This is a genomic window from Paludibaculum fermentans (assembly GCF_051172195.1).
GTDB classification, from domain to species: domain Bacteria; phylum Acidobacteriota; class Terriglobia; order Bryobacterales; family Bryobacteraceae; genus Paludibaculum; species Paludibaculum fermentans_A.
Window position 1 is genome coordinate 5,516,102 of record NZ_JBPJAQ010000001.1, and the last position, 20,025, is coordinate 5,536,126.

16 protein-coding genes are annotated in these 20,025 nt (G+C 62.9%); 6 read left to right on the forward strand and 10 right to left on the reverse strand.

Going from position 1 to position 20,025, the window contains the following annotated elements:
- Window positions 1–22: 22 nt before the first annotated feature.
- The 8 genes from ACR9Y2_RS22180 to ACR9Y2_RS22215 form a co-directional block, all read right to left on the reverse strand.
- Window positions 23–538 (reverse strand): bifunctional adenosylcobinamide kinase/adenosylcobinamide-phosphate guanylyltransferase, encoded by a 516-nt coding sequence (locus tag ACR9Y2_RS22180; RefSeq protein WP_435043844.1) that lies wholly within the window; start codon window positions 536–538, stop codon window positions 23–25.
- Window positions 529–1,533 carry a FecCD family ABC transporter permease gene (locus ACR9Y2_RS22185; protein WP_435043845.1) on the reverse strand — a complete coding sequence of 335 codons (1,005 nt, stop codon included), beginning with the start codon at window positions 1,531–1,533 and terminating at the stop codon, window positions 529–531. Before ACR9Y2_RS22185 ends, ACR9Y2_RS22180 begins: the two co-directional genes overlap by 10 nt.
- On the reverse strand, window positions 1,523–2,293 hold the full coding sequence (locus tag ACR9Y2_RS22190; protein ID WP_435043846.1) for an ABC transporter ATP-binding protein: 771 nt from the start codon (window positions 2,291–2,293) through the stop codon (window positions 1,523–1,525). The genes ACR9Y2_RS22185 and ACR9Y2_RS22190 overlap by 11 nt, the downstream gene beginning before the upstream one ends.
- Window positions 2,290–3,162 carry an ABC transporter substrate-binding protein gene (locus ACR9Y2_RS22195; protein WP_435043847.1) on the reverse strand — a complete coding sequence of 291 codons (873 nt, stop codon included), beginning with the start codon at window positions 3,160–3,162 and terminating at the stop codon, window positions 2,290–2,292. Before ACR9Y2_RS22195 ends, ACR9Y2_RS22190 begins: the two co-directional genes overlap by 4 nt.
- Window positions 3,144–4,163 carry a pyridoxal phosphate-dependent aminotransferase gene (locus ACR9Y2_RS22200; RefSeq protein ID WP_435043848.1) on the reverse strand — a complete coding sequence of 340 codons (1,020 nt, stop codon included), beginning with the start codon at window positions 4,161–4,163 and terminating at the stop codon, window positions 3,144–3,146. The genes ACR9Y2_RS22195 and ACR9Y2_RS22200 overlap by 19 nt, the downstream gene beginning before the upstream one ends.
- Before the next feature lie 193 nt (window positions 4,164–4,356).
- The gene (locus ACR9Y2_RS22205; protein WP_435043849.1) at window positions 4,357–5,223 is read right to left on the reverse strand and encodes a hypothetical protein; all 867 of its coding nucleotides are present in this window, start codon (window positions 5,221–5,223) and stop codon (window positions 4,357–4,359) included.
- A gap of 6 nt (window positions 5,224–5,229) precedes the next feature.
- Complete coding sequence (locus ACR9Y2_RS22210; RefSeq protein ID WP_435043850.1) at window positions 5,230–6,126, reverse strand: glycine betaine ABC transporter substrate-binding protein; 897 nt, start codon at window positions 6,124–6,126, stop codon at window positions 5,230–5,232.
- A 115-nt stretch (window positions 6,127–6,241) separates the two neighbouring features.
- A complete protein-coding gene (locus tag ACR9Y2_RS22215) occupies window positions 6,242–6,742 on the reverse strand; it encodes an RrF2 family transcriptional regulator (protein WP_435043851.1) in 501 nt (166 codons plus the stop codon).
- Window positions 6,743–6,939: 197 nt separating this feature from the next.
- On the opposite strand from ACR9Y2_RS22215, the gene glgP reads away from it, so the two are divergent.
- The 4 genes from glgP to ACR9Y2_RS22235 all read left to right on the forward strand — a co-directional run bounded on the left by glgP (window position 6,940) and on the right by ACR9Y2_RS22235 (window position 12,268).
- Entirely contained in the window at window positions 6,940–9,498 is a 2,559-nt protein-coding gene (gene glgP / locus ACR9Y2_RS22220; RefSeq protein ID WP_435043852.1) for an alpha-glucan family phosphorylase, read from the forward strand.
- 252 nt (window positions 9,499–9,750) lie between these two features.
- Window positions 9,751–10,245, forward strand: a complete 495-nt coding sequence (locus tag ACR9Y2_RS22225; RefSeq protein ID WP_435043853.1) for a hypothetical protein — start codon at window positions 9,751–9,753, stop codon at window positions 10,243–10,245.
- Window positions 10,246–10,347: 102 nt separating this feature from the next.
- The gene (locus tag ACR9Y2_RS22230) at window positions 10,348–11,193 is read left to right on the forward strand and encodes a hypothetical protein (RefSeq protein ID WP_435043854.1); all 846 of its coding nucleotides are present in this window, start codon (window positions 10,348–10,350) and stop codon (window positions 11,191–11,193) included.
- 43 nt (window positions 11,194–11,236) lie between these two features.
- Window positions 11,237–12,268: a zinc-dependent alcohol dehydrogenase gene (locus tag ACR9Y2_RS22235; protein WP_435043855.1), complete on the forward strand. Its 1,032-nt coding sequence runs from the start codon at window positions 11,237–11,239 to the stop codon at window positions 12,266–12,268.
- Between the two features lie 47 nt (window positions 12,269–12,315).
- Here ACR9Y2_RS22235 and ACR9Y2_RS22240 read toward each other — a convergent pair whose 3' ends face one another.
- Complete coding sequence (locus tag ACR9Y2_RS22240; protein ID WP_435043856.1) at window positions 12,316–14,712, reverse strand: prolyl oligopeptidase family serine peptidase; 2,397 nt, start codon at window positions 14,710–14,712, stop codon at window positions 12,316–12,318.
- A 59-nt stretch (window positions 14,713–14,771) separates the two neighbouring features.
- Between ACR9Y2_RS22240 and ACR9Y2_RS22245 the strand changes: the two genes are divergently transcribed.
- Both ACR9Y2_RS22245 and ACR9Y2_RS22250 read left to right on the forward strand, forming a co-directional pair.
- Window positions 14,772–16,430 (forward strand): hypothetical protein, encoded by a 1,659-nt coding sequence (locus ACR9Y2_RS22245; protein ID WP_435043857.1) that lies wholly within the window; start codon window positions 14,772–14,774, stop codon window positions 16,428–16,430.
- 271 nt (window positions 16,431–16,701) lie between these two features.
- The gene (locus ACR9Y2_RS22250; RefSeq protein ID WP_435043858.1) at window positions 16,702–17,997 is read left to right on the forward strand and encodes a hypothetical protein; all 1,296 of its coding nucleotides are present in this window, start codon (window positions 16,702–16,704) and stop codon (window positions 17,995–17,997) included.
- A 6-nt stretch (window positions 17,998–18,003) separates the two neighbouring features.
- Here the strand turns inward: ACR9Y2_RS22250 and glgX are convergent, their stop codons facing one another.
- On the reverse strand, window positions 18,004–20,022 hold the full coding sequence (gene glgX, locus ACR9Y2_RS22255; protein ID WP_435043859.1) for a glycogen debranching protein GlgX: 2,019 nt from the start codon (window positions 20,020–20,022) through the stop codon (window positions 18,004–18,006).
- Window positions 20,023–20,025 lie beyond the last annotated feature (3 nt).

Here is a 20,025-nt window from a genome sequence, read left to right on the forward strand (position 1 = left end):
CCTTGCCGAATGCCAGCAGGTATCATCGGATTCGTTTGGGTACCCCGAAGACCATCCAGTAAAGACGCGAGGCGGACTCGGCCGCCATGCGGTTGATCAATCCGGCCAGGCGCCGGAAATGGCGTGACGGCTCCTCATCCATGGGGAAGCCGAAATCGACGTCGCTGGTGACCATCACCAGTTCGGCCTTGCAGTTCTTGGAAAGCTCGATCAGCCGGCTGGCTTCCTGCTCCACCTGCTCATCCGTGCGGCCGGCCATCACCAGATTCGAGACCCACAGCGTGAGGTCGTCGATGACGACTGCATCGAAGACTGAGGCCCGTTCCTCAATCAGATGGCTGATTTCGATGGGCTCTTCCACGGTGACGAACTCGGCACCGCGCTCGCTGCGCGCGCGCTCCACCTTCTGCGCCGACTCCTCATCATCGGGCTGCAGGGTGGCAATGAATCCCAACTTCGGGCCATGTGCGCTGGCCAGCGCCAAGGCATAGCGGCTCTTGCCGGAGCGGCGCCCCCCGCCCACGACTGCTAAAGCCATAAACTCCTCCTTCGACTTCGCAGCAGCGCGATAAAGAACGGCCCCCCAATGAGTGCCGTCACCACGCTCACAGGAATCTCCACCACCAGTATGGTACGCGCCACCGTATCGCAGACCGTCAGCAGCGCGGCTCCCAACAGGAATGATACAGGCATCAGCAGCCTGTGGTCGCCACCCAGTTTCAGGCGGACGGCGTGCGGCACCACCAGGCCGATGAAGCCGATGGGTCCGGTGACGGCCGTCACCACCGCGGTGAGCAGCGATCCGGCGATGTAGCCGAGCATCAGCAGCTTCTGGGGCGATGCGCCGCGCGTGGCGGCCCATTCCTCGCCCACCGACATCAGGTTCCATTGCCGGGCCAGCAGGCACAGGCCGCCGCAGACCGGCAGGATGATGGCGGCCATCCACCATAGCGTACTGGCATCGACGGGATCGATATTGCCCATCAGCCAGTGCACGATGGCGAAGCTCTGGCCGACACTGGCCAGGTTGTGCAGCAGCATGATCAGCGACATCACCACGCTATTGATGGTGACACCGGCCAGCAGAAGCGTAAAGGAAGACATGCGGCGCCCTTCGGCGGCCACCGCGACGACCAGCAGCAGGACGCCCGCCGCGCCCAGCAAAGCCGCCGCCCAGACCGCGGGGATGCCCCCTATCTGATTCATTCCCAGGCAGATGGCGATGACCGCCCCAAGCGAAGCGCCGCTGGAAACACCCAGCGTGTAAGGCGTGGCCAGGGCGTCGCGCAGCAGCGCCTGGAAGAGGACGCCGGCCGTAGCCAGGGCTCCGCCCACCAGCAGGGCCAGGATGGTGCGGGGCAGGCGGACGCCGAAGAACATCTGGGCGTCGGGCGATTCGCCCCGGAAGGCGCGGCTGAGGTCGATCTTGGCCGGGCCGATGAGGGGCGTGATGACGGCTACTAAGGCTGTGACGGCCAGGGCCAGCAGGATGATGCGGGCGGCGCGTGCCGGAGTGACCGGTTCAATTCCCATACGCGATCCACGGCTTTCCGCCCGTCCGCTGCAGCCATTCCGCCTGGACTCCGAAGACTTCCCTGATCTTGTCGGCGGCCAGCGCCGAGCAGGGGTCGGCATCGGCGGCCACGCGGCCGTTCTTGAGGGCCACCACTCGATCAGAATAGGCCGCGGCGAGGTTCAGGTCGTGGGTGACGGCGATCACGAGCAGGCCTTCGCGGGCCAGGTTGCGCAACAGTTCGTAGATGGATAGCTGATGCTGCAGGTCGAGGAACGTGGTGGGCTCATCCAGCAGCAGGGCCCGCGGCTCCTGGGCGAGGGCCGAGGCCAGCACAACGCGCTGGCGTTCGCCGCCGCTGAGAGCACGGAAATCGCGGTGGCGGAAGCGGGTGGTGTCCGTCAACTCCAGGGCGCGTTCCACGGCTTTCCAGTCCTCGGGGCTTTCAAACATACCCCCGGCATAGGGTGTACGGCCCATCAGTACGACCTGTTCGGCGGTGAACGGAAAGTCGAGTTTCAGGCTCTGCGGGACCAGCGACACTTCGCGGGCAAATTCGCGGCGCGACCAGGCTGAGACGTTCCGGCCATTCAACTGGCAGGTGCCCTGGAAGCCATCCCGGAGACCGGCCATAATATTCAAAAGAGTGGACTTGCCTGCGCCGTTGGGGCCGGTGAGGGCGACCATGCCCGGCTGGTCGAAGCGCAGGGTGACGCCGGAAAGGACTTCGACGTCCCCATAGCGCATTCCCACGCCGTCGAGGGCATAGCGAACGCTCATCGCGCAGCCGCTCCGTGCAGGTGGTCGTAGATGGCGCGGGCGGCAATGCCCATGCGCGGGCCGGGATGGATGAAGACGTCGGAATCGATCTGGACGACCCGCCTGGTCTTGACTGCCGTCAGGTTCGGGTATCTGGCCCAGAGGGTGAAGAATTGCTGCTGTGCTTCGAGGGGCTTGCCTTCGATGTGGGCGAAGTCGCCCATATCCAGAATCACTTGCGGGTCGCCGGACAGCACCTGTTCCACAGATACCTTGGGGTACTGGATGGGCGAGTTGCTGAGGAGGTTGTCGCCGCCGGCGAGGGTGACCAACTCGTCGATGAAGGTTCGGGGACCGACGCCCACCATCCCTTGCAGGGAGCCTGGGGACCGGCCCACCAGGAAGAGAGCCTTGATGCGCGGCTGGGTGCGGGCTTTGGCACGCACCTGATCGAGTTGCGAGCGGAGATCGGTGGTCAACTGGCGCGCGGCTGTTTCGGTGCCGGTCAATTTACCGATGGATTCAATGGAGCGGAAGACGTCATCAATGGAATCCTGATTCACTTCGGCCGCCTGAACGCCCAGTTTGCGCAGGCGTTCCGCCACCTGGATGGGGTTCTTGATCACGAGGACCAAATCGGGCTTGAGGGCCAGGATGCGCTCGAAGTCGGGCTGCAGGAAGGACCCGATTTTCGGCTTCTTCTGGGCGTCAACGGGGTAGCGGCAGTACTGGGTGACACCCGCGACACGGTCGCCAAGCCCGAGTGCGTAAAGGACTTCCGTGATAGATGGCGCGGTCGAGACGATGCGCTGCGGCTGGGCGGCCGCGCAGGCTGCGGCGGTGACGAGAATGAGGGCCGCGAGCCGGCGGCCTATTCCTGAGGCGCGCAAAAGAACTCCTTGGCCGCCTGGACAAAGCGTTCATTTTCCGGACGGGTGCGGACGGCGAAACGGATGGCTTCTCCGGCGACTCCGGGCAGGCGGGTGCAATTGCGCAGGATGATCTTGCGGTCGAGGAACCAGTCGCAGATTTCCTTGGCGGGGCGGTCGGTTTCTGCGAACAGGAAATTGGCCACGCCGGGGGCGAAGTGGAGGCCATAGAGGCCGGAGAGTTCTTCGAGCAGCCAGCGGCGTTCTGTTTCAACAACTTCGCGAGTGCGTTCGGCATGCTCGCGGTCGGCAATGGCGGCCAGGGCGGCGGCTTCGGCCAAGGTGCTGACCTGCCACGGCTCGCGGCGGCGGTTCAGGCGCTCCATCCATTCCGAAGAGCCCACAATGGCGCCGACGCGCAGGCCGGGCAAGGCGTAGAACTTCGAAAGAGACCGTAGAACGAGCAGGTTGGGATGGTGTTCGGTCCACCAGACGGCCGATTCCGTGCGGGTGAACTCGATGAAGCTCTCGTCGATCAGGACCGGGCCCTCGCGGCCGGCGATGGCGCGGCGGAGGATTTCGACGGGCACTTCGGCCCCTGTGGGATTCACGGGCTGGCTGAGCACAAGCAGGCCGCGCTGGGGCCAGCGCTCGGGATCGTCCATGGGCAACCGAAGGGCGTGGGGGAAAGCGCGATAGAACTCGCTCCAGACGGGGGTGACGAGGGCCGAAGGACCGTTCCAACCGGCACGGGCGACGAAATGGAGAAGCTCGGTAGCTCCGCCGCCGGCCATCACCTGATGGGGGGCGACGCGCCATTCGGCGGCCAGCGCCGCTTCGAGTTCACCGGGCATCTGTCCGGGATAATGACTGATGCGTTCCAGGGCCGCTTCGATGGCAGGCCGGACGCCGGGCGCCGGTCCCAGTGGATTAATGCTGGCGCTGAGATCCAGCACTTCCCGCCAGTCCCAGCCGCGTTCGCGGCTGATGGCGAACAGATTTCCACCGTGCGTGATGGTCAAACACTTCCTCCCCAACACATATATGGCAGTGGGTCCCGGTTGCTCGGGTGGATCCTGCTGCGGATCAGACGTTTGCGGATCATGGAGCTGTATGGATCCAGAACACTTCCCACCCCGCGGACGGGGTCTTGAGCGGGCCAGGGCGGCGGACCGACCTGGACAAGGCTCTGTTCTTACTCTACTACTCCCGGCATCAGACGAATTGATGCACGAATGTGGCCACTCCGGGGGCTTCCGAAAGCCAGTGGCCCAGGCGATCCAGGGTCTCTTCCGTGGGCAGCGGCGGGGGGACGCGCCGGCCGATCAGGCGGGAGAGTGTCCAATTGTCGGTGAGCGCGCCGGATTCGAGCTGTTCGGCGTCCGGATAGGCCCACCCGGTGGAGATCAGACGAGCGCCTGAGCTGTGTTGCGCGGCGAGCCAGGAGTCGAGCCCGGCCTCGCGCATCCAGTCGAGATCCTTGGCCGGCTGCAGCGAACCAGGCACGAAGAGCAATTGGAAGCGTCCGGGCGCGCCGGTGGTGAGCCACTCGGCTCCACGCAGCAGTTGAAAGTCGCCGAAGTTGGCCAGGTGCGGCAGGGAGACGATGCCGCAGCGTGGGGCGGAAATCAGGCTCCACACAGGGAGCGCGGCGACATCTTCGGGCGGCTGGGGGGTGAGGCTGGGCTGGAAGAGCGGAAGCGGCGCGAGTTTACCTAACTGGATCGAGGCATCCTGCCGGCTGACGGGGATTTCCAGGGTGGCGATCCCGGCGGGGGCGGATTCACCGGCGGGCAGTTCCGCAATGATGACATCGTGGCGGGCCTGGAGAGCGGGCAGGGCAGACCAGCCGGACTCGAAGACCGGCTCAGCCGGGAGGCCGCAAGCTTCGGCCAGAAGGGCGGCCGCTCGGGAGACGGTGCCGCCTTCGGGGCATTGGTAAGGATCCCCATCGGGATGGGATAGATGCAGCGGAGCAACATGGCGGCCTTCCCGGCGGAGCCAGGCGGCGAGGGCTGCCGCGACGTGTGTCTTGCCTGCTGCGGGCAGGCGGCTGGTGATGGCGATGACTTTGGCCGACATTCGAATCTAGTTGAGGCCCACTTCTTTGAGGAAACCGGCGGCGACGGAGGCGACATCGGCGCGTTCGAGTTCAACGCGGCGCACCATGGCACGCATCCGGTCCAAGGTAATTTTCCCATACAACGCCTTGATCGAATTGGCGAGGCCAGGGTAGGCCTCGAGGGTTTCGAGCTTGACGACATAGCCCGCTTCGTAGATCGGATAGACCATCTGATCGTCGGGCATTTCGACAAGATCGCCGGTACCAATGCGGGGATCGGTGGTGCGGGTGATGCCCAGGGTGATTTGATCCTTGGACATGGCGGTGAAGAGGGGTTCGTCGGTGATGATCTGTACCGGGACGCTGAGTTGGAGTTCGTACTTGCGGGTGAGCCGGACCATGCCGTCGGGGCGGTCGCGGAATTCACGGCTGGAGCCGATGGCCCAACCCTCGGCGCTATCGCTGACCTGGGTCAGGTTCTGGACTTTGCGTTTCTCGGCGATGTGGCGGGGTACAAGGAAGACGCGATTGTAGCGGAAGCCCAGTGGGCCGAACCATTCGCAGTGGAAGGTGGTGCGGTAGCCTTCGCGCACCTGGTCCAGCAGGGCGTCATCACCGCGATCGGGCTGCATGTTGAGAACGTTGAAGAGAGCGGTGCCGGAGTATTCGGGATAGATGTTGATTTCGCCCGTCAGGAGGGAGGAGTGGACCAGCGACACGTTACCCAGGCCGAACTTGCGTGCGATCTGGACCGACGGAAGACTCCTGGAGAGATGCTGGGCGAGAATCTCTCCAAGAATCAACTGTTCAGCGCCGTCTTTTGAGCCCACAGTGAGAGTTGGGTGAGGCCGACGGCAACCTGCTGCCAGGACGCATCCGACCCACACCACACACAACGACGCCTTTAAACGAAAGCCAATCATCAATAAGAGGATACTCGATCGATAGGCCGCAGACGCGCCGTTCCTTCGCCCGCCTCGTTTTTACCAAGGCGAAATCGGGCTGGGTTGGTCATACTGGCGGATTTCGACCAGACCATCAGTTGGTGATGGAATGTACGGTCACGGTCTGCGGATCGGCCGCCGTTGCGGCACCGTGCTCTTTCAGGAAGAGCATCATATCGTCTTCATTACGCAACAGATCGCGAAGTGTGGTCTTCGTGAGGATGGCGTCCAGTGACTTCTGGACGGCACCCCAGAGGAGGCGCACGGCGCAATCCCCCGAGTGTGCGCAATTCCTTTCGAGGCCGGAGTGGCGATCGCAGAAATGCGGGTTGAAGAAACTGCCGCCCAGGAGCGACAGGATCTCAGAGACGGTGACCTGATCGGCCGGCCGCGAGAGAGTGTACCCACCCGCCTGACCGCGGACGCTGGCTACAAGTCCACCGAGGCGTAGAATCCGCATCAGTTTGGCAACGTTAGGGACCGAGAGACCCTCGGCCCGGCTTATTTCAGGAATGCTGTGGCTTTTCGTCTCGCCGTGGCGAGCCATAAATAACAGGCATCGCAGCCCGTATTCCTCTTGGGCGCTGAGCTTCATGACAACATTGTACGTCGAAAACAGTCCAGATGAAGATAAAAAGATTTAAAAATATGATTACCCTGTTTGAGGTACCAGCCGTACTGTGATTCGCCTTACATTAAGGAACGGCAATGCTTGGACCTATTGGTGTAGATGGGGCCACGAGTCCATCACCGGGTTTGCTATGTTGGAGTGTCTATCCATCAAGAGCCATCATGCCATTCCAAGTTCAACCGGTGAAGGAGTTCCTGGTCAGCCCTGCGCTGCCGCCCGCCATTTCCCGTCTGGGGGAGCTGGCGCACAATCTGCTGTGGAGTTGGGACCACACCATCCGGCCCTTGTTTCGCCGGCTGGACCCCTCTCTTTGGAAGGAATGCCACCGCAACCCCGTCTTGATGCTGGGCCGGATTCCGCAAGAGTCGTTGGAGAAAGCCGCGGCGGACCCGCGTTACATTGCGCTCTACCAGAGCGCCTGCCGCCGCTATGACGAGTACATGTCCCGGCCGGCCGATTCAAGCCGCAAGGACACCATGCTGGTGGCGTACTTCTCAATGGAGTACGGCCTGCTGGAGTCGTTGACGATTTACTCGGGTGGACTGGGCATTCTGTCGGGTGATCATTTGAAGGCCGCCAGCGACGCCGGCCTGAACCTGGTCGGCATTGGGCTGCTCTATCAAAAAGGATACCTGCAGCAATACCTGAACCCCGATGGATGGCAGACCGAGAAAACGCCGGTTAACGATTTCTATACCTGGCCGGTGCAGCCGGCGTTGGATGCGAACGGCAATGAGATCCTGGTCGAGCTGAAGCTGCCGCACGGCATGTGCTCAATCAAGGTCTGGCGGATGAAGGTGGGGCGCGTGGATCTGCTGCTGCTGGACACCAATATCCCGCAGAACCAGAACCCCGAATACCGAGACATCACCGATCAACTGTACGGCGGCGACAACGTCACGCGAATCCAGCAGGAACTGGTGCTGGGCGTGGGCGGCCTGAGGGCGCTGAAGGCGCTGGGGCTGGAGCCGACGGTCTATCACATGAACGAAGGCCACTCGGCGTTTCTGGCGCTGGAGCGGATCCGGTTATCCATGCAGGAACACCGGCTGAGCTTCGAGGAAGCGCTGGAGTCGGCGCGCGGCAACAATGTCTTCACGACCCACACGCCGGTGCCGGCCGGTATCGATATGTTTGATCCGGGCCTGGTCTACGAGTATCTGCACGGATATTGCGAGCGGTACGGGGTACCATTCGACAAATTCCTGAGCCTCGGTCAGGGCGGCACGGACGAGCAGGGCGACCGTTTTTCGATGGCGGTGCTCGCCCTGAAGACTTCTGCCTACCGCAATGCGGTGAGCCGCCTGCATGGGGAAATCTCGCAGGAGATGTTCCACAAGCTGTGGCCGGACCTGCCGATTCACGAGGTGCCGATCACCCCGATTACGAACGGCGTCCATCTGCCCACCTGGCTGAACGGCGACCTGGCGCTGCTGTATGACCAATACCTGGCTCCGGACTGGCGGGAGCGTTATCCCGAAGGCTCGATCTGGGAGCAGGTGCCCGAGATTCCGAACGACGAGTTGTGGGAGATCCGGCGGCGTCGCAAGCGGCGCCTGATCAATTTCGTCAGGGAGCGGATGTCCAAGCGCGCACAGGAGCGGCGGGCTTCGTCGACCGAGCAGCGGCGGCTGGCCGAGATGTTCGATCCGGAAGCATTTACGATCGGATTCTCGCGGCGGTTTGCGACGTACAAGCGGGCGACACTGATTTTCCGGGACAAAGAGCGGCTGAAGAAGATCCTCTCCAATCCGCAGATGCCGGTGCAGATCCTGGTGGCCGGCAAAGCGCATCCGAAAGACAATCCGGGCAAGCAGTTCATCCGCGAGATTGTGCAGCTTTCGCGCGATCCCGGCTTTGCGAAGCATGTGGTCTTCATTGAGGACTACGACATCGAAGTGGCGCGCGAGCTGGTGCACGGCGTCGATCTGTGGCTGAACAACCCGCGGCGCGGCGAGGAAGCGTGCGGCACCAGCGGCATGAAGGCGGCCATCAACGGCACGCTGAATCTTTCGATTCTGGATGGCTGGTTCGACGAGGCGTACGAAGTCTCCGGCGGGTGGGCGATTGGCGATCGCGATCTCTATTCACCCGATATGGACGACCTGCATGCGTCCTCGATCTACTCGCAGTTGGAGAACGACATTCTGCCGCTGTTCTACAAGGGCAGGGAAGAGGGCGTTCCGCACGGCTGGATGCAGCGCGTGAAGCAGTCGCTGATGAACCTCAGCCCGGGGTTCAACTGCCAGCGCATGATCCACGACTACACGACGCGGTTTTATGAACCGGCGCACATCGGCTACCTGGCGGTACGGCGCGACGACTTCCAGCCGGCGCGTGAAAAGGCGAGCTGGTACGCGCAGGTGGAGCGCCTGTGGTCGCAGGTTTCGATTCAGGATTCGGGCGACGGGCCGGGGGCGTGTGTTTTGACCGGCACGCCGATTCAATTGCGGGCGGCGGTCCGGCTGGCCGGTTTGACGCCGGAGGATGTGCGCGTGGAAGCGGTCGTGGGCCGTGTAAATCCGGATGGCGGACTGGAAGATACCAGCGTCATCACGCTGCCGCCGCTCTCAGAACAAAGTGATGCGGTTCTGTTTGGGCGCGATTTTGTGCCGCACCAGACCGGGCGGCTGGGCTATACGCTGCGCGTGAGTCCGAACCATTGTGACGATCCGCTGACGAGACCGTGCCTGTCTCCGGTGAAGTGGACGCGGAGCTGAACAATTTCTGTGCTGGATTCCGGCTGCGTTCCGTGTTAAGAATGAGGTGTGCCGGCCAATGACCGGGTGGAATTGAGCCGCTAGACGCTCCCTCCGCCCGATCTGGGGACGGTGCCTGCCATAGCGATTCCCCAATAGCCCCTTTACCAAGGTGAGATGTGGAAAGCGCCGGGAAGGGCCACGTTGGCATTCATCCCACCGCCATTGGCACGAGACCTCAGCTGAGATCCCACGAAGGAGTGGACTCCATTTATGGACGGCGACCGCAAGTATAAACAACGGGGCTACATGGACACCGAAGCCGCAGGCCAGGGGCCGGCTCGGGGCGGCGACGATCGCCAGCGCAACCGCGGCCCCCGCCCGCCCATCGATGTCACCGGCCCGCGGCTGCCGCGCATGGTGGAAACGGTGACGGCATCACGTTGTTACAACTGTGCCACTCCCTTACCCCCCGGTATGGATTTCATGGGGACGTGTCCGAAGTGCAGCGTTGCCCTGCATTGCTGCAAGCAGTGCTCTTACTTCGAGCCCTCGACGCGGTTCCAGTGCACGAAGCCGATTCCGGAGCGCATCGCTTACAAGGACAAGGCGAACGAGTGCACGTTCTTCCGCGCGCGTGTGACCGTGGCGCGCGATTCGGCGCCACCGGCAGCGGCTTCGCGGCCCGCGGGTGACAGGCCCGAAGTGTTGGCGCCCAAGACCGCCAACGATGCCCGCATCGCATTTGATAACTTATTCAAGAAGTGAGCGTCCGGCCGCGGGCGTGCGCTCCGGTAACCAATGCGTGTCTTTCTTTGTTGCGCCCTGATTGTCAGCCCACTCTTTGGCGGATCGTCTCCTAGTGAATCGTTGGAGATCTCGACCGGCTACCTGATCGGGCCGAAGTACGATCCACGTGCGTTCTACCTGCGATCGTCGGCCGGCGCTGCCTGGCAGAAATCCTGCTCGCAGCCGGAGTACCGGCGCCAGGTGCAGGGACGGCTGGTGGGCGTGACGATGGACGCGTTTCCGGCTGGCGGCGGCGCCCCGGCGCGCGAGATCGGCGCGTTGCCTGCCAGCGGCTTACGCCTGGTGCGGGTGGCGTTGCAGGGTGCGCATCACAACTCGTTTCTACCCAATGGTTCGATGCCACCCAACGAACAGATCCGGCTGGACCAGGTGCTTGTTTCCGCGGCGCAGCAGGGCATCGCGGTGGAACTGGTGCTGTTTCATCCCGAGCAGGATCAGGACTTCGAATCGCCTGATGCGCTGGTGGAGGCTGCCCGCCTGCTCACGGACTGGCTGATCGATCACAATCACCGGCATGTGATTCTCAACCCCGCGGCCGACTGGTCGGGCCACGGCTGGGACTTCGACAGCTTCGTGCCGAATCACCTGGAAAGAATCTCCGAGGCGATTCGCGAGCGGTTTCAGGTGCGCCATACCGACTATGCCCTGCCGATTGCTTTGTCGGCGAGAAACCGGATTGCCGAGGGTTCCCGCCTGGTGCAGGATGCGGATGTCATCATCGCGCAGGGCGACGCCCTGAGCATGGATCCGCGCCGGGTGGAACGGCCTGTGCTGGTGGAAGAGGCCGATGCGGGCGCTTGCGCGGCGGCGCTGGAACGTTTCTCCGGCTGCCTGTTGCAGAGCCTGCCCGACGCGGGCACGCTGCGGGCCGTGGGTCCGCTTATGCTGAAATCGTATAAGCCCTGAAGGGCCTGTCTGGCCCTCGCGAGGCAAGAGAAATGGAGCGTCCATGGCCGTCGCTGAACTGATTGCACAGCACCAATTCGCACTGAGAGAAAACGCCATTCAGGATCCGTTGCCGGGCGAGGTGCAGGTGCGCGTGGAGGCCGTGGGCATCTGCGGCAGCGATCTGCACAATTTTTCCGAGGGACAAATCGGCGATGTGCCGTCGCAGTATCCGATGGTGCTGGGGCACGAGCCCGTGGGGACGGTCATCAAAGCAGGAGCGGGCGTCACCGGATGGTCGGCCGGCGACCGGGTGGCGCTGGAGCCGCCCATTTACTGCTACCACTGCGAATTCTGCATGTCGGGCCGGCACCATTTGTGCGAGCATGTGCGGTTCCTGAGCAACCCCGGCGAACCCGGCCTGTTTCGCGACCGCGCCAACCTGCCCGCGACGAACCTGCTGCCCCTGCCAGAGAATCTGGGCTTCGACGAAGCGACACTGTTCGAGCCGCTGGGCATCATCCTGCACTCGTTCCGCATGGGCGATCCGAAGATCGGTGAAACCGCGGTGGTAATTGGCGGCGGTCCGATTGGTTTGACGACGATTGCCGCTTTGCGCGTGGCCGGCGTGGCTCGTGTGTGGTGTGTGGAGAAAGTGGCGCACCGCCGGGATCTGGCGCTGACGATGGGCGCCGATGTGGCGATCGATCCTGACGCGGTGGATCCGGTGCAGGAGGTCCTGCGCGACACGGGCAAGCGCGGCGTGGACATGGTCTACGATTGCGCGGCCAAGGACGGGTCGATCAACTGGGCCATCCGCATGGGCGCCTCGGCTGCACGCATCGTAATCACGGGCCTGCCGTCAGAGACCATGCCGGCGATCGATTTCCATCATCTGCGGCGCAAAGAGCAGCACTTCTTCCCGGTGCGGCGCTCGAACCACAAGAGTGAACTGGCGCTGCGATTGTTGAAAGAGCAGGCGCACCGATTCACGCCGATGATCACGCACAGGCTGCCGCTGGAGCAGGTGCAGAAGGCGTTCGAAACGTTGGAAGCGTATGTCGACGGGGTTGGCAAGGTCACGCTGAAGCCCTGAAGCAGGGCGATCGGCTGACATTTGCCAGCTGACCGCCCAGGGCTTCCTCACTTCTTCAGGTTCGTCTCAAACAGCCGCAGGATTCGCTTATACTCGTCGGCCCAGCTTGTGGGTTGGAGGAAGCCGTGATCTTCCACGGGGAACATCGCCACCTCCCAGTTCTCCTTGCGCAGTTCAATGAGTTTCTGCACCAGCCGGACCGTGTCCTGGAAGTGCACATTGGTGTCGACCATGCCGTGGCAGATGAGCAGCGCGCCCTTCAGGCCGGCGGCGTGGTAGATGGGCGAACTCTGTTTGTAGGCTTCCAGATCCTTCTGCGGCAGATTCAGGATGTTCGAAGTGTAGCCGTGGTTGTAGTGCGCCCAGTCAGTGACCGGCCGCAGGGCCGCACCGGCGGCGAACACGTCGGGCTGGGTGAACAGCGCCATCAGGGTGATGAAGCCGCCGTACGAGCCGCCGTAGAGGCCGATGCGTTTGGGGTCCACACCGTACTCTTTGACGATATAGCGCGCGGCATCCACCTGGTCGTCCAGGTCCTTGCCGCCCATATGGCGATAGATGCCGGTACGCCAGTCGCGGCCATAGCCGGCTGAGCCGCGATAGTCGACATCGATCACCAGGAAGCCGCGCTCCATCAGCAGATGGTGGAACATGTACTCGCGCGAGTAGCTGGACCACCAGCGGTGCACGTTCTGCAGGTAGCCGGCGCCGTGCACGAACACAACCGCGGGGCCGCCTTTCTTCCAGTTCTTAGGTTGGTAGAGCCGGGCAGGTACTCCGACGCCGTCGCGCGCCGGCACCTTTACGATGGGCACGTCGAGCCATGGGAAGGCCGAGAACTCGGGAGCCGGCGAGGTGGTGACTCGTGTCATGGCGGCGCCCGGCTTATTCTCCATGAGGTAGAGATCCGGCGGCCGGTTGGTGTAGCTGTGGACGACGGCCAGCATCTGCTCGTCGGGCGACACGGTGACGTCGTAGTCGCCGGGCTGTGAGGTGATGCGGGTCTTGGGTCCACCGGCGACAGGCATCCAATAGAAGTCGCGCTCGTGAACGCTGACCTCGCTGGTCACCAGGCCGAAGCGAGACTCGTCCTTCGACAATTCCACAGACTCCACCCCCCAGTTGCCGGAAGTGAGTGCCCTGGGTTCGCCGCCCGCCCAATCGACGGTGTAGAGATGCGACCAGCCGGTGACCTCGGCCTGGAAGTAGAGGGTGTGGTTGTCGGGCAGCCAGCCGAGTTGGAAGCTGCCGGGACCGTCCACCCAGGCGTCGTCGTGGAGGTGGAAAAGCGGTTTCAGTTTGCCGGTGGCGGTGTCGGCGGCGAAGATCCAGCGGTCCTTGTTGTCACCGCTGCGGCCGGCCAAGGCGAGCTTCGTGCCGTCTTCGGACCACCGCGGATTGAGCAGAGTGACGGGCCGCTCAGATTCCTTCACCGGCGGCTTGGCCTTGTCATCGGCGGGCAGCTTCTGGCCGTGGTCGAGCCAGGTCACTTCTCCCGTGGCTACCTTGACGATGGCGATGCGTGTGCGATTGGGTGTATCCCCGACATTGGTGCGGGACGGGATGTCTTCCGTATAGCCGCCCTCGGTGACGTAGTTGGGCACGACCGTGGTTTTGGCGTCGGCGGCGCGTTCCGTGACAGTGACGACGGCATACGTCTCGTCGGGCGCGAGCAGAATGTTAGCCGCCGTCTGGCGCGGACCGAGGTTCATGGGCTTGCGCGGGTTATCCTTCTTGCGACGAGCCTCGGTCTCCTCGCGCTTTTTGGCGCGGCGGTCCACGATGTCGAGCAGTCCGCGTTCTTCCTTCTTTAGTGCCTCCTGGCTGTCGGTGCCCTTCTTGGTCTCCTCGTCGGAGGCTTCACCCTGGGCTCCGCGGCGGGGTCCGGCGGCGGCTGGGGCGGCAGGCGCTGCGCCGGCGGGGCGGATGTCGGTGAGTTGTTCCAGCAGGCCGTCGGACAAAGAGAGGGTGTAGAGATTACCGGAACGCTGGAAGGCCACCTTGCGGGCGTCCCGGGTGAAGCGTGGGCTCGATTCAGCGTCGGAAGTCTTGGTGAGCTGGCGGCCCTTGTCGGTGGAGCGGTCATACAGAAATAGGTCGCCGTGGTCGCTGTAGACGACCAGTTTCTTGTCCCTGGACTCGCTGCCGGAGGCCGGCGGCGCAAGCTTGACGTCGTCTTCGCTGAGTTTGGCCAGACCGGAACCGTCCCGGTTGACCACGTAGGTGTCGTAGTCCTTGTCGAGCGGATCGGAGTAAAGCTTCCACTCGAAGTAGACTTTCTGGCCGTTGCCGGACCAGCGTACGGCGCGGGGCGGGTAGCCGTAGAGGCCGGGACCGCGCATGATGGAATCCACGGTCAGGGGCAGCGGCCTGGCCGGCGCGGACTGCGGAGAAGCCGGTAGAGCCAACAAAACGGAGAGAACGGTAGAGACTAACGGTTTCATTACTAGTAGAGTTTCGCATAGCCGTGCATGGCCGCCCGGGCTGCGGCATAATTCATTGCATGCACAGGAATTGGCGTGTGGGGCTCGTGTTTTGCTGCGGAGCCTTGCTGCACGCGCAACTGAGTGAAAAACCGGAAACCTGGACTCGGGTTGAGGGCCAGTACGTCGCTGATAGTAACCGGGAAACCGTCCTGTTCCTGATGGCGCAGGTGCAGGCTGCACAAGTCGATCCAACCCCGGGCCGGAAACTGCATCCCGAGGTGGGCGAGGCGATGGATATTGCCTATCAGGCCTTGGGCACGGCGAACTGGAACGTGGCGTCGCGGCTGCTGGCGCGCGTTCTGGCCGTCTATCGCAACCAACCGCCCGGAGAGTGGCTGGAAGTGGCCAGTTCCCTGCAGTTCACGGTGGACAAGCGCATTGCGGCTCCGGGCAGCACGCTGCATGCGCGGCTGGAGCCCGGTTTCGTGCTGGGCCGGCCCCTGAAGAGCGCCTACCGCGTGCAGGCAGTGATGCTCGACGCCCAAGGCAAGACTGTCGTGGAGCGGCCGGCCGAGACGCTGCAGTCGCTGGAACCGGTGGAATTCACGCTGCGCACCAGTGGCTTGGCGGAGGGCGCTTACCGGGTGCGTTATCAGTTGCTCGATTCCGAAGGACAGGTGCGGGCCACGGCCCTGCGGGATGTCATGCTGAGCGCCTCACTGGAAAAGAGGATCGGCGCTCTGGGCGCACTGGGGCGTAAGCTGGCGGCGGCCGGCGTCGCCCTAAAAAGTCCCGCGCACGCGCTGGCGGTGCAGACGGTCCAGTATATGGGGAATCTGTACGATCAGGCCCTGGACGGTCCCGGACCCGGGTTTGGAAACAGGCTGACGCCGGTGGCGGCCACGCTGGCCGATCCTAGACTGCCCAACTATGCCACCGATCCCATCAACCCGGCGCGGGATCTGCCAATGGCGGAATGGATGGCCGAGGACCTGCTGGCGGGCAATAGCCCGTTGGCTGTGAAGAAGGGCGACATCCGGCTGGCGTATCTGTCGACACAGGATCAGAGCATGCTGCCGTTCCGGCTTTTCGTGCCGCCAAACTACGATGCTGCGAAGAAATGGCCCCTGCTGGTGGTGCTCCACGATGCGGGCGGAGACGAGGGTTCGTATTTTGAGCGTTACCCCGCGCAGGATGGCAGCAGCCAGTTGCTGAAGTTGGCGGCGGAGCGCGGCTATGTGGTGGCTGCGCCCTCAGGCCGCGGGCCGATGGAGTATTACCTGAATGCCTCGCGGACGGACGTGCTGAACGTAGTCGACACGGTCAAAGCGGCGTTTTCCATTGAGGAGAAGCAGGTTTTCCTGGCCGGGCATGGTATCGGCGCGGGTGGTGTGATGTCGGTGCCGATGGGTGAGCCGTCCAGATTCGCGGCCCTGGTGGCGGTGGGCGGCCAGCCCCTGGAAGCCCTGGATTTCAGCAAAGCTCCAGATGTGCCAATGCTGTATATCCAGGGAGGGGCGGATGAAGTTTTCGGAACTTTGGAGGCACGCCGGCTGGCGTTTGTCCTCCAACGCCGCTATAAACAGTTTGACTATATTGAGATCCCTGCCAGCGATCATGCCGCGTCCGGAGTAGCCTCGCTGACGCCGGGCTTCGACTTCCTGGATGCCGTGCGCGCCGGAAAATGGAAGCCATCCGGGAAGCCGATTCCGCTGCCCTCATACCCCCGGAATTGAAAAACCCGCCAAGGTCCGTATGGTCGCGGCATCCCGTCTGGAGGCACGCCGCGGCATACCGTTATGCCTGCTGCGCCTGCCTGGGCGCGGGGAATATGCCAATAGATACCCGGCCTCCGGCCGAGTTGGGCGTGTGCATTCCCCTCCTAATTGAAGATTTCATTGGCTTTTCTTAATGGGCTGAATTGGCCGGAGCCAGCTTATCCCGTATAGCATGCGCGCCGCGACTTGGTATCTTAGAAACTTAGTAATTACGGAGGTCCATTTTTCGTTGAGCTCGCAGAATCAACCAGCGAGGCTGCTGCAGTCCTGGAAGGAAATTGCCGCATTCTTCGATGTCACGGTGCGGACAGTTCAGAATTGGGAAGAAGAGCACAACCTCCCAATTCACCGCATGCCTGGCACAAAGGGCAGGATCTTCGCCTACGCCGACGAGCTGGACACGTGGCGAAAACAGAGGGACGGCGTGAAGGCTGAAGCTGAGGAGGTTCCACCTCTGGCGCTTCCGGAACTCCCAGTGGCCCGGGCCGAATCCAGGACTCGTTTGATCGTCGTCGTTGCCGCCTGCCTGGTGTTGGCGGCTCTGGGTGCCTTCTGGGTGATGCGCCCGAGACCGAATCCCAACATGTGCCGGATAGAGGGCCAGACGCTGGTTGTATACGACGAGCAGGGTGTGGCTGCCTGGAACTACAAGTTGCCGTTTGTGCCTTACCAGGGGGATGTCAGGAGGGACCCCAGTTTTGATTCCTGGCAGATCGCCGATGTGGATGGTGACGGCCGGCGCGAAGTACTGTTCCCGTTAAGGAACAATCTCGATTCCTCCCTGGATGATGAACTTTATTTGTTTTCAGCGGATGGGCAGTTGCTCTGGAAACGGCATTTTGCAAAGCCGGTCCTGCGCGATGGGTTCATGCTGAAAGGCCCGTTTACGGTGCGGCGAATTGCCTTGGTTCCGATTAACGGGAGCAAAGAGTCAAGAATCCTGGTGGCTGCCACGCACCGGCTGCACTCCCCCTCGCTAATCTCGCTGCTGGACACAAACGGCAACATGCTGCGGGAATACTGGCACGCCGGGCATATTACCAGCCTGCTGGTTGATGACCATGGGAACGACGGCCGTGCTTTGATCTATCTGGGCGGCATTGCCAACGGCTATCGGGCGGCGGACCTGACCGTTCTGGATCCTGACAAGTTTGGCGGTGCGTCCGTGGAATCCGATCCGGCCGAGCAGATTGTGACCCGTGAGCCGACGGTAGAGAAGGCCAGGCTACTCCTGTCGCGGTCCTCCCTGAACCTGGCGACAAATCCCTACAACCTCACGGAGAAGCTGATGCTCGTGGGGGAGAGCCTGCTGGTGGGCACGGATGAGAATCCCACGGGGCCGGATAAAGCTTCCAATATGTATTACTTCGGGCCGAAATTGAAGCTGGAGCGCGTGCAGGCCGCCGATATGAACTGGGCGACCTTCCGAAAACTCCATCAGCAGGGGCTGATCCCCTCAGACCTGACGGAGAAGGAGGTCTCCTCCTACCGGCAGATCAAAGTTCTCACGCCCTGGAAAGACTGATTCCGGTTACAGCGCCTCGAGCACCACCACGCTGCGGGCCGCGGCCTCGTACCAATCCTGGGAGTCCAGCGTCGCGCCGCGCGGACCGTCACGACTGGTATCGTCCACCAGCGTCCACTTCCGGGTGTCGGTGAGCAGGGGGAGATGGAAGCGCAAGTTTCCCCAAAACGAATTGGCGATGAAGTAGATGCGCTCAGTGCCCCATTCCAGTTCGATGGCGAGGGCATGCGAGTCGGGGCCCCAGTCCGGTGCGTGCGGGAAGACGCCGTGAAAGGTGACGCGCGTGTGCGGTTCGCCCGCCTGGGCGCCCCAGTCGATATGGCGAAAGGCCTCGCGGCCGGCGCGGAAGGCGATCATGCGCTGGAAGAAGGTGACCATGTCCGAGTGCGACTCGGTGAGCGTCCAGTCCACCCAACTGGTGGCATTGTCCTGGCAGTAGGCGTTGTTGTTGCCGCCCTGCGTGCGGGCCATCTCGTCACCGGCCAGGATCATGGGGACCCCGCCGCTGAGCAGCAGCAGCGCCGCCATATTGCGCATCTGCCGGCGGCGCAGGGCGTTGATCGATTCGTCCTTCGTGGGTCCTTCAGCGCCGCAGTTCCAACTGTTGTTATCGTTGGCGCCGTCGCGGTTCTGTTCGCCGTTGGCTTCGTTGTGTTTGTCGTTGTAGCTGACGAGATCGGCCAGCGTGAAACCGTCATGGCAGGTGACGAAGTTGATGCTATGGCGTGACTGGCGGCCGCTGGCGGCGTAGAGATCGGGACTGCCGGTGAGGCGCGAAGCCAGCATGGGCACCATGCCGCGGTCGCTCTTCACGAAACGGCGCAGGTCGTCACGGTACTTGCCATTCCACTCGGCCCAGCGGCCCCAGGCGGGGAAACTGCCCACCTGGTAGAGTCCGGCGGCGTCCCAGGCCTCGGCGATAAGTTTGGTGTTCGCAAGAATGGGATCGTAGGCGAGCCGCTCCAGCAATGGCGGATCAGCCAGGGGGTTGCCGTCCTGGCCACGGCCCAGAACGCTGGCAAGGTCGAACCGGAACCCGTCGACGTGCATCTCCATCACCCAGTAGTGCAGGCAGTCGGAGATGAGGCTGCGTACCACCGGGTGGTTGCAGTTGAACGTGTTGCCGCAACCGGAATAGTTGCGATAGCGGCCCTGCTCGTCGAGCTGGTAATAGATGGAATTGTCGATGCCACGGAAGGAGTGCGTGCGGCCGCGCTCGTCGCCTTCGGCCGTGTGGTTGAAGACGACGTCGAGGATGACCTCGAGACCGGCGGCGTGGAATCGCTTCACCATTTCTTTGAACTCGCGGACGGCCGAGCCAGGCTGCTTGCCGCTGGCGTAGGTCGCATTGGGCGCAAAAAAGGCGATCGGCTGGTAGCCCCAGAGGTTGAAGAGCGTGGTGCCCATCAGCGGGTTGCTGCGGTCCGTGTCGGCTTCCTCAAACTCATAGACAGGCAGAAGCTCCACGGCGGTCACCCCTAGCTTTTTCAGATAGGGGATCTTGTCGGTGAGGCCAAGGTAGGTGCCGGGGGCTGACACGCCTGACGATTCATGGCGTGTGAACCCACGCACATGCAACTCGTAAATGATTGATTCGCTGAGAGGTACGTTCAGCGGGCGGTCCATCTCCCAATCGAAGTGGTCGTGCGGGAGGGCACAGCGCCGTTCCGCGCTGATGCCCCACTGCTCGCCGCCCACCAGGACTTGCGCATATGGATCCAGCAGGAAGCGCTCCGGATCGAAGCGATGGACTTCCGGGTTTGGATTGGGCCGCATGTCCAACCGCCAGCAGTACTGGACGTCCGGTGCCAGGCCGCCGATCCAGATATGCCAGACCTGGCCGGTCCGGTCGCGTTCGGGATGGAGTTCAATCTCCAGATAAGGTACGGAGTCGCCCGGATGAAAGAAGGAGAGCCAGGCGTGGGTGGAGTGTTTCGAAAAAAGCGCGAAATTCACACCGTCTTCGAGTCGCGTCGCGCCCAGCGGCAGGGCCCTGCCGCGGTCGACGCAGAAATAGCTGCCCATGAG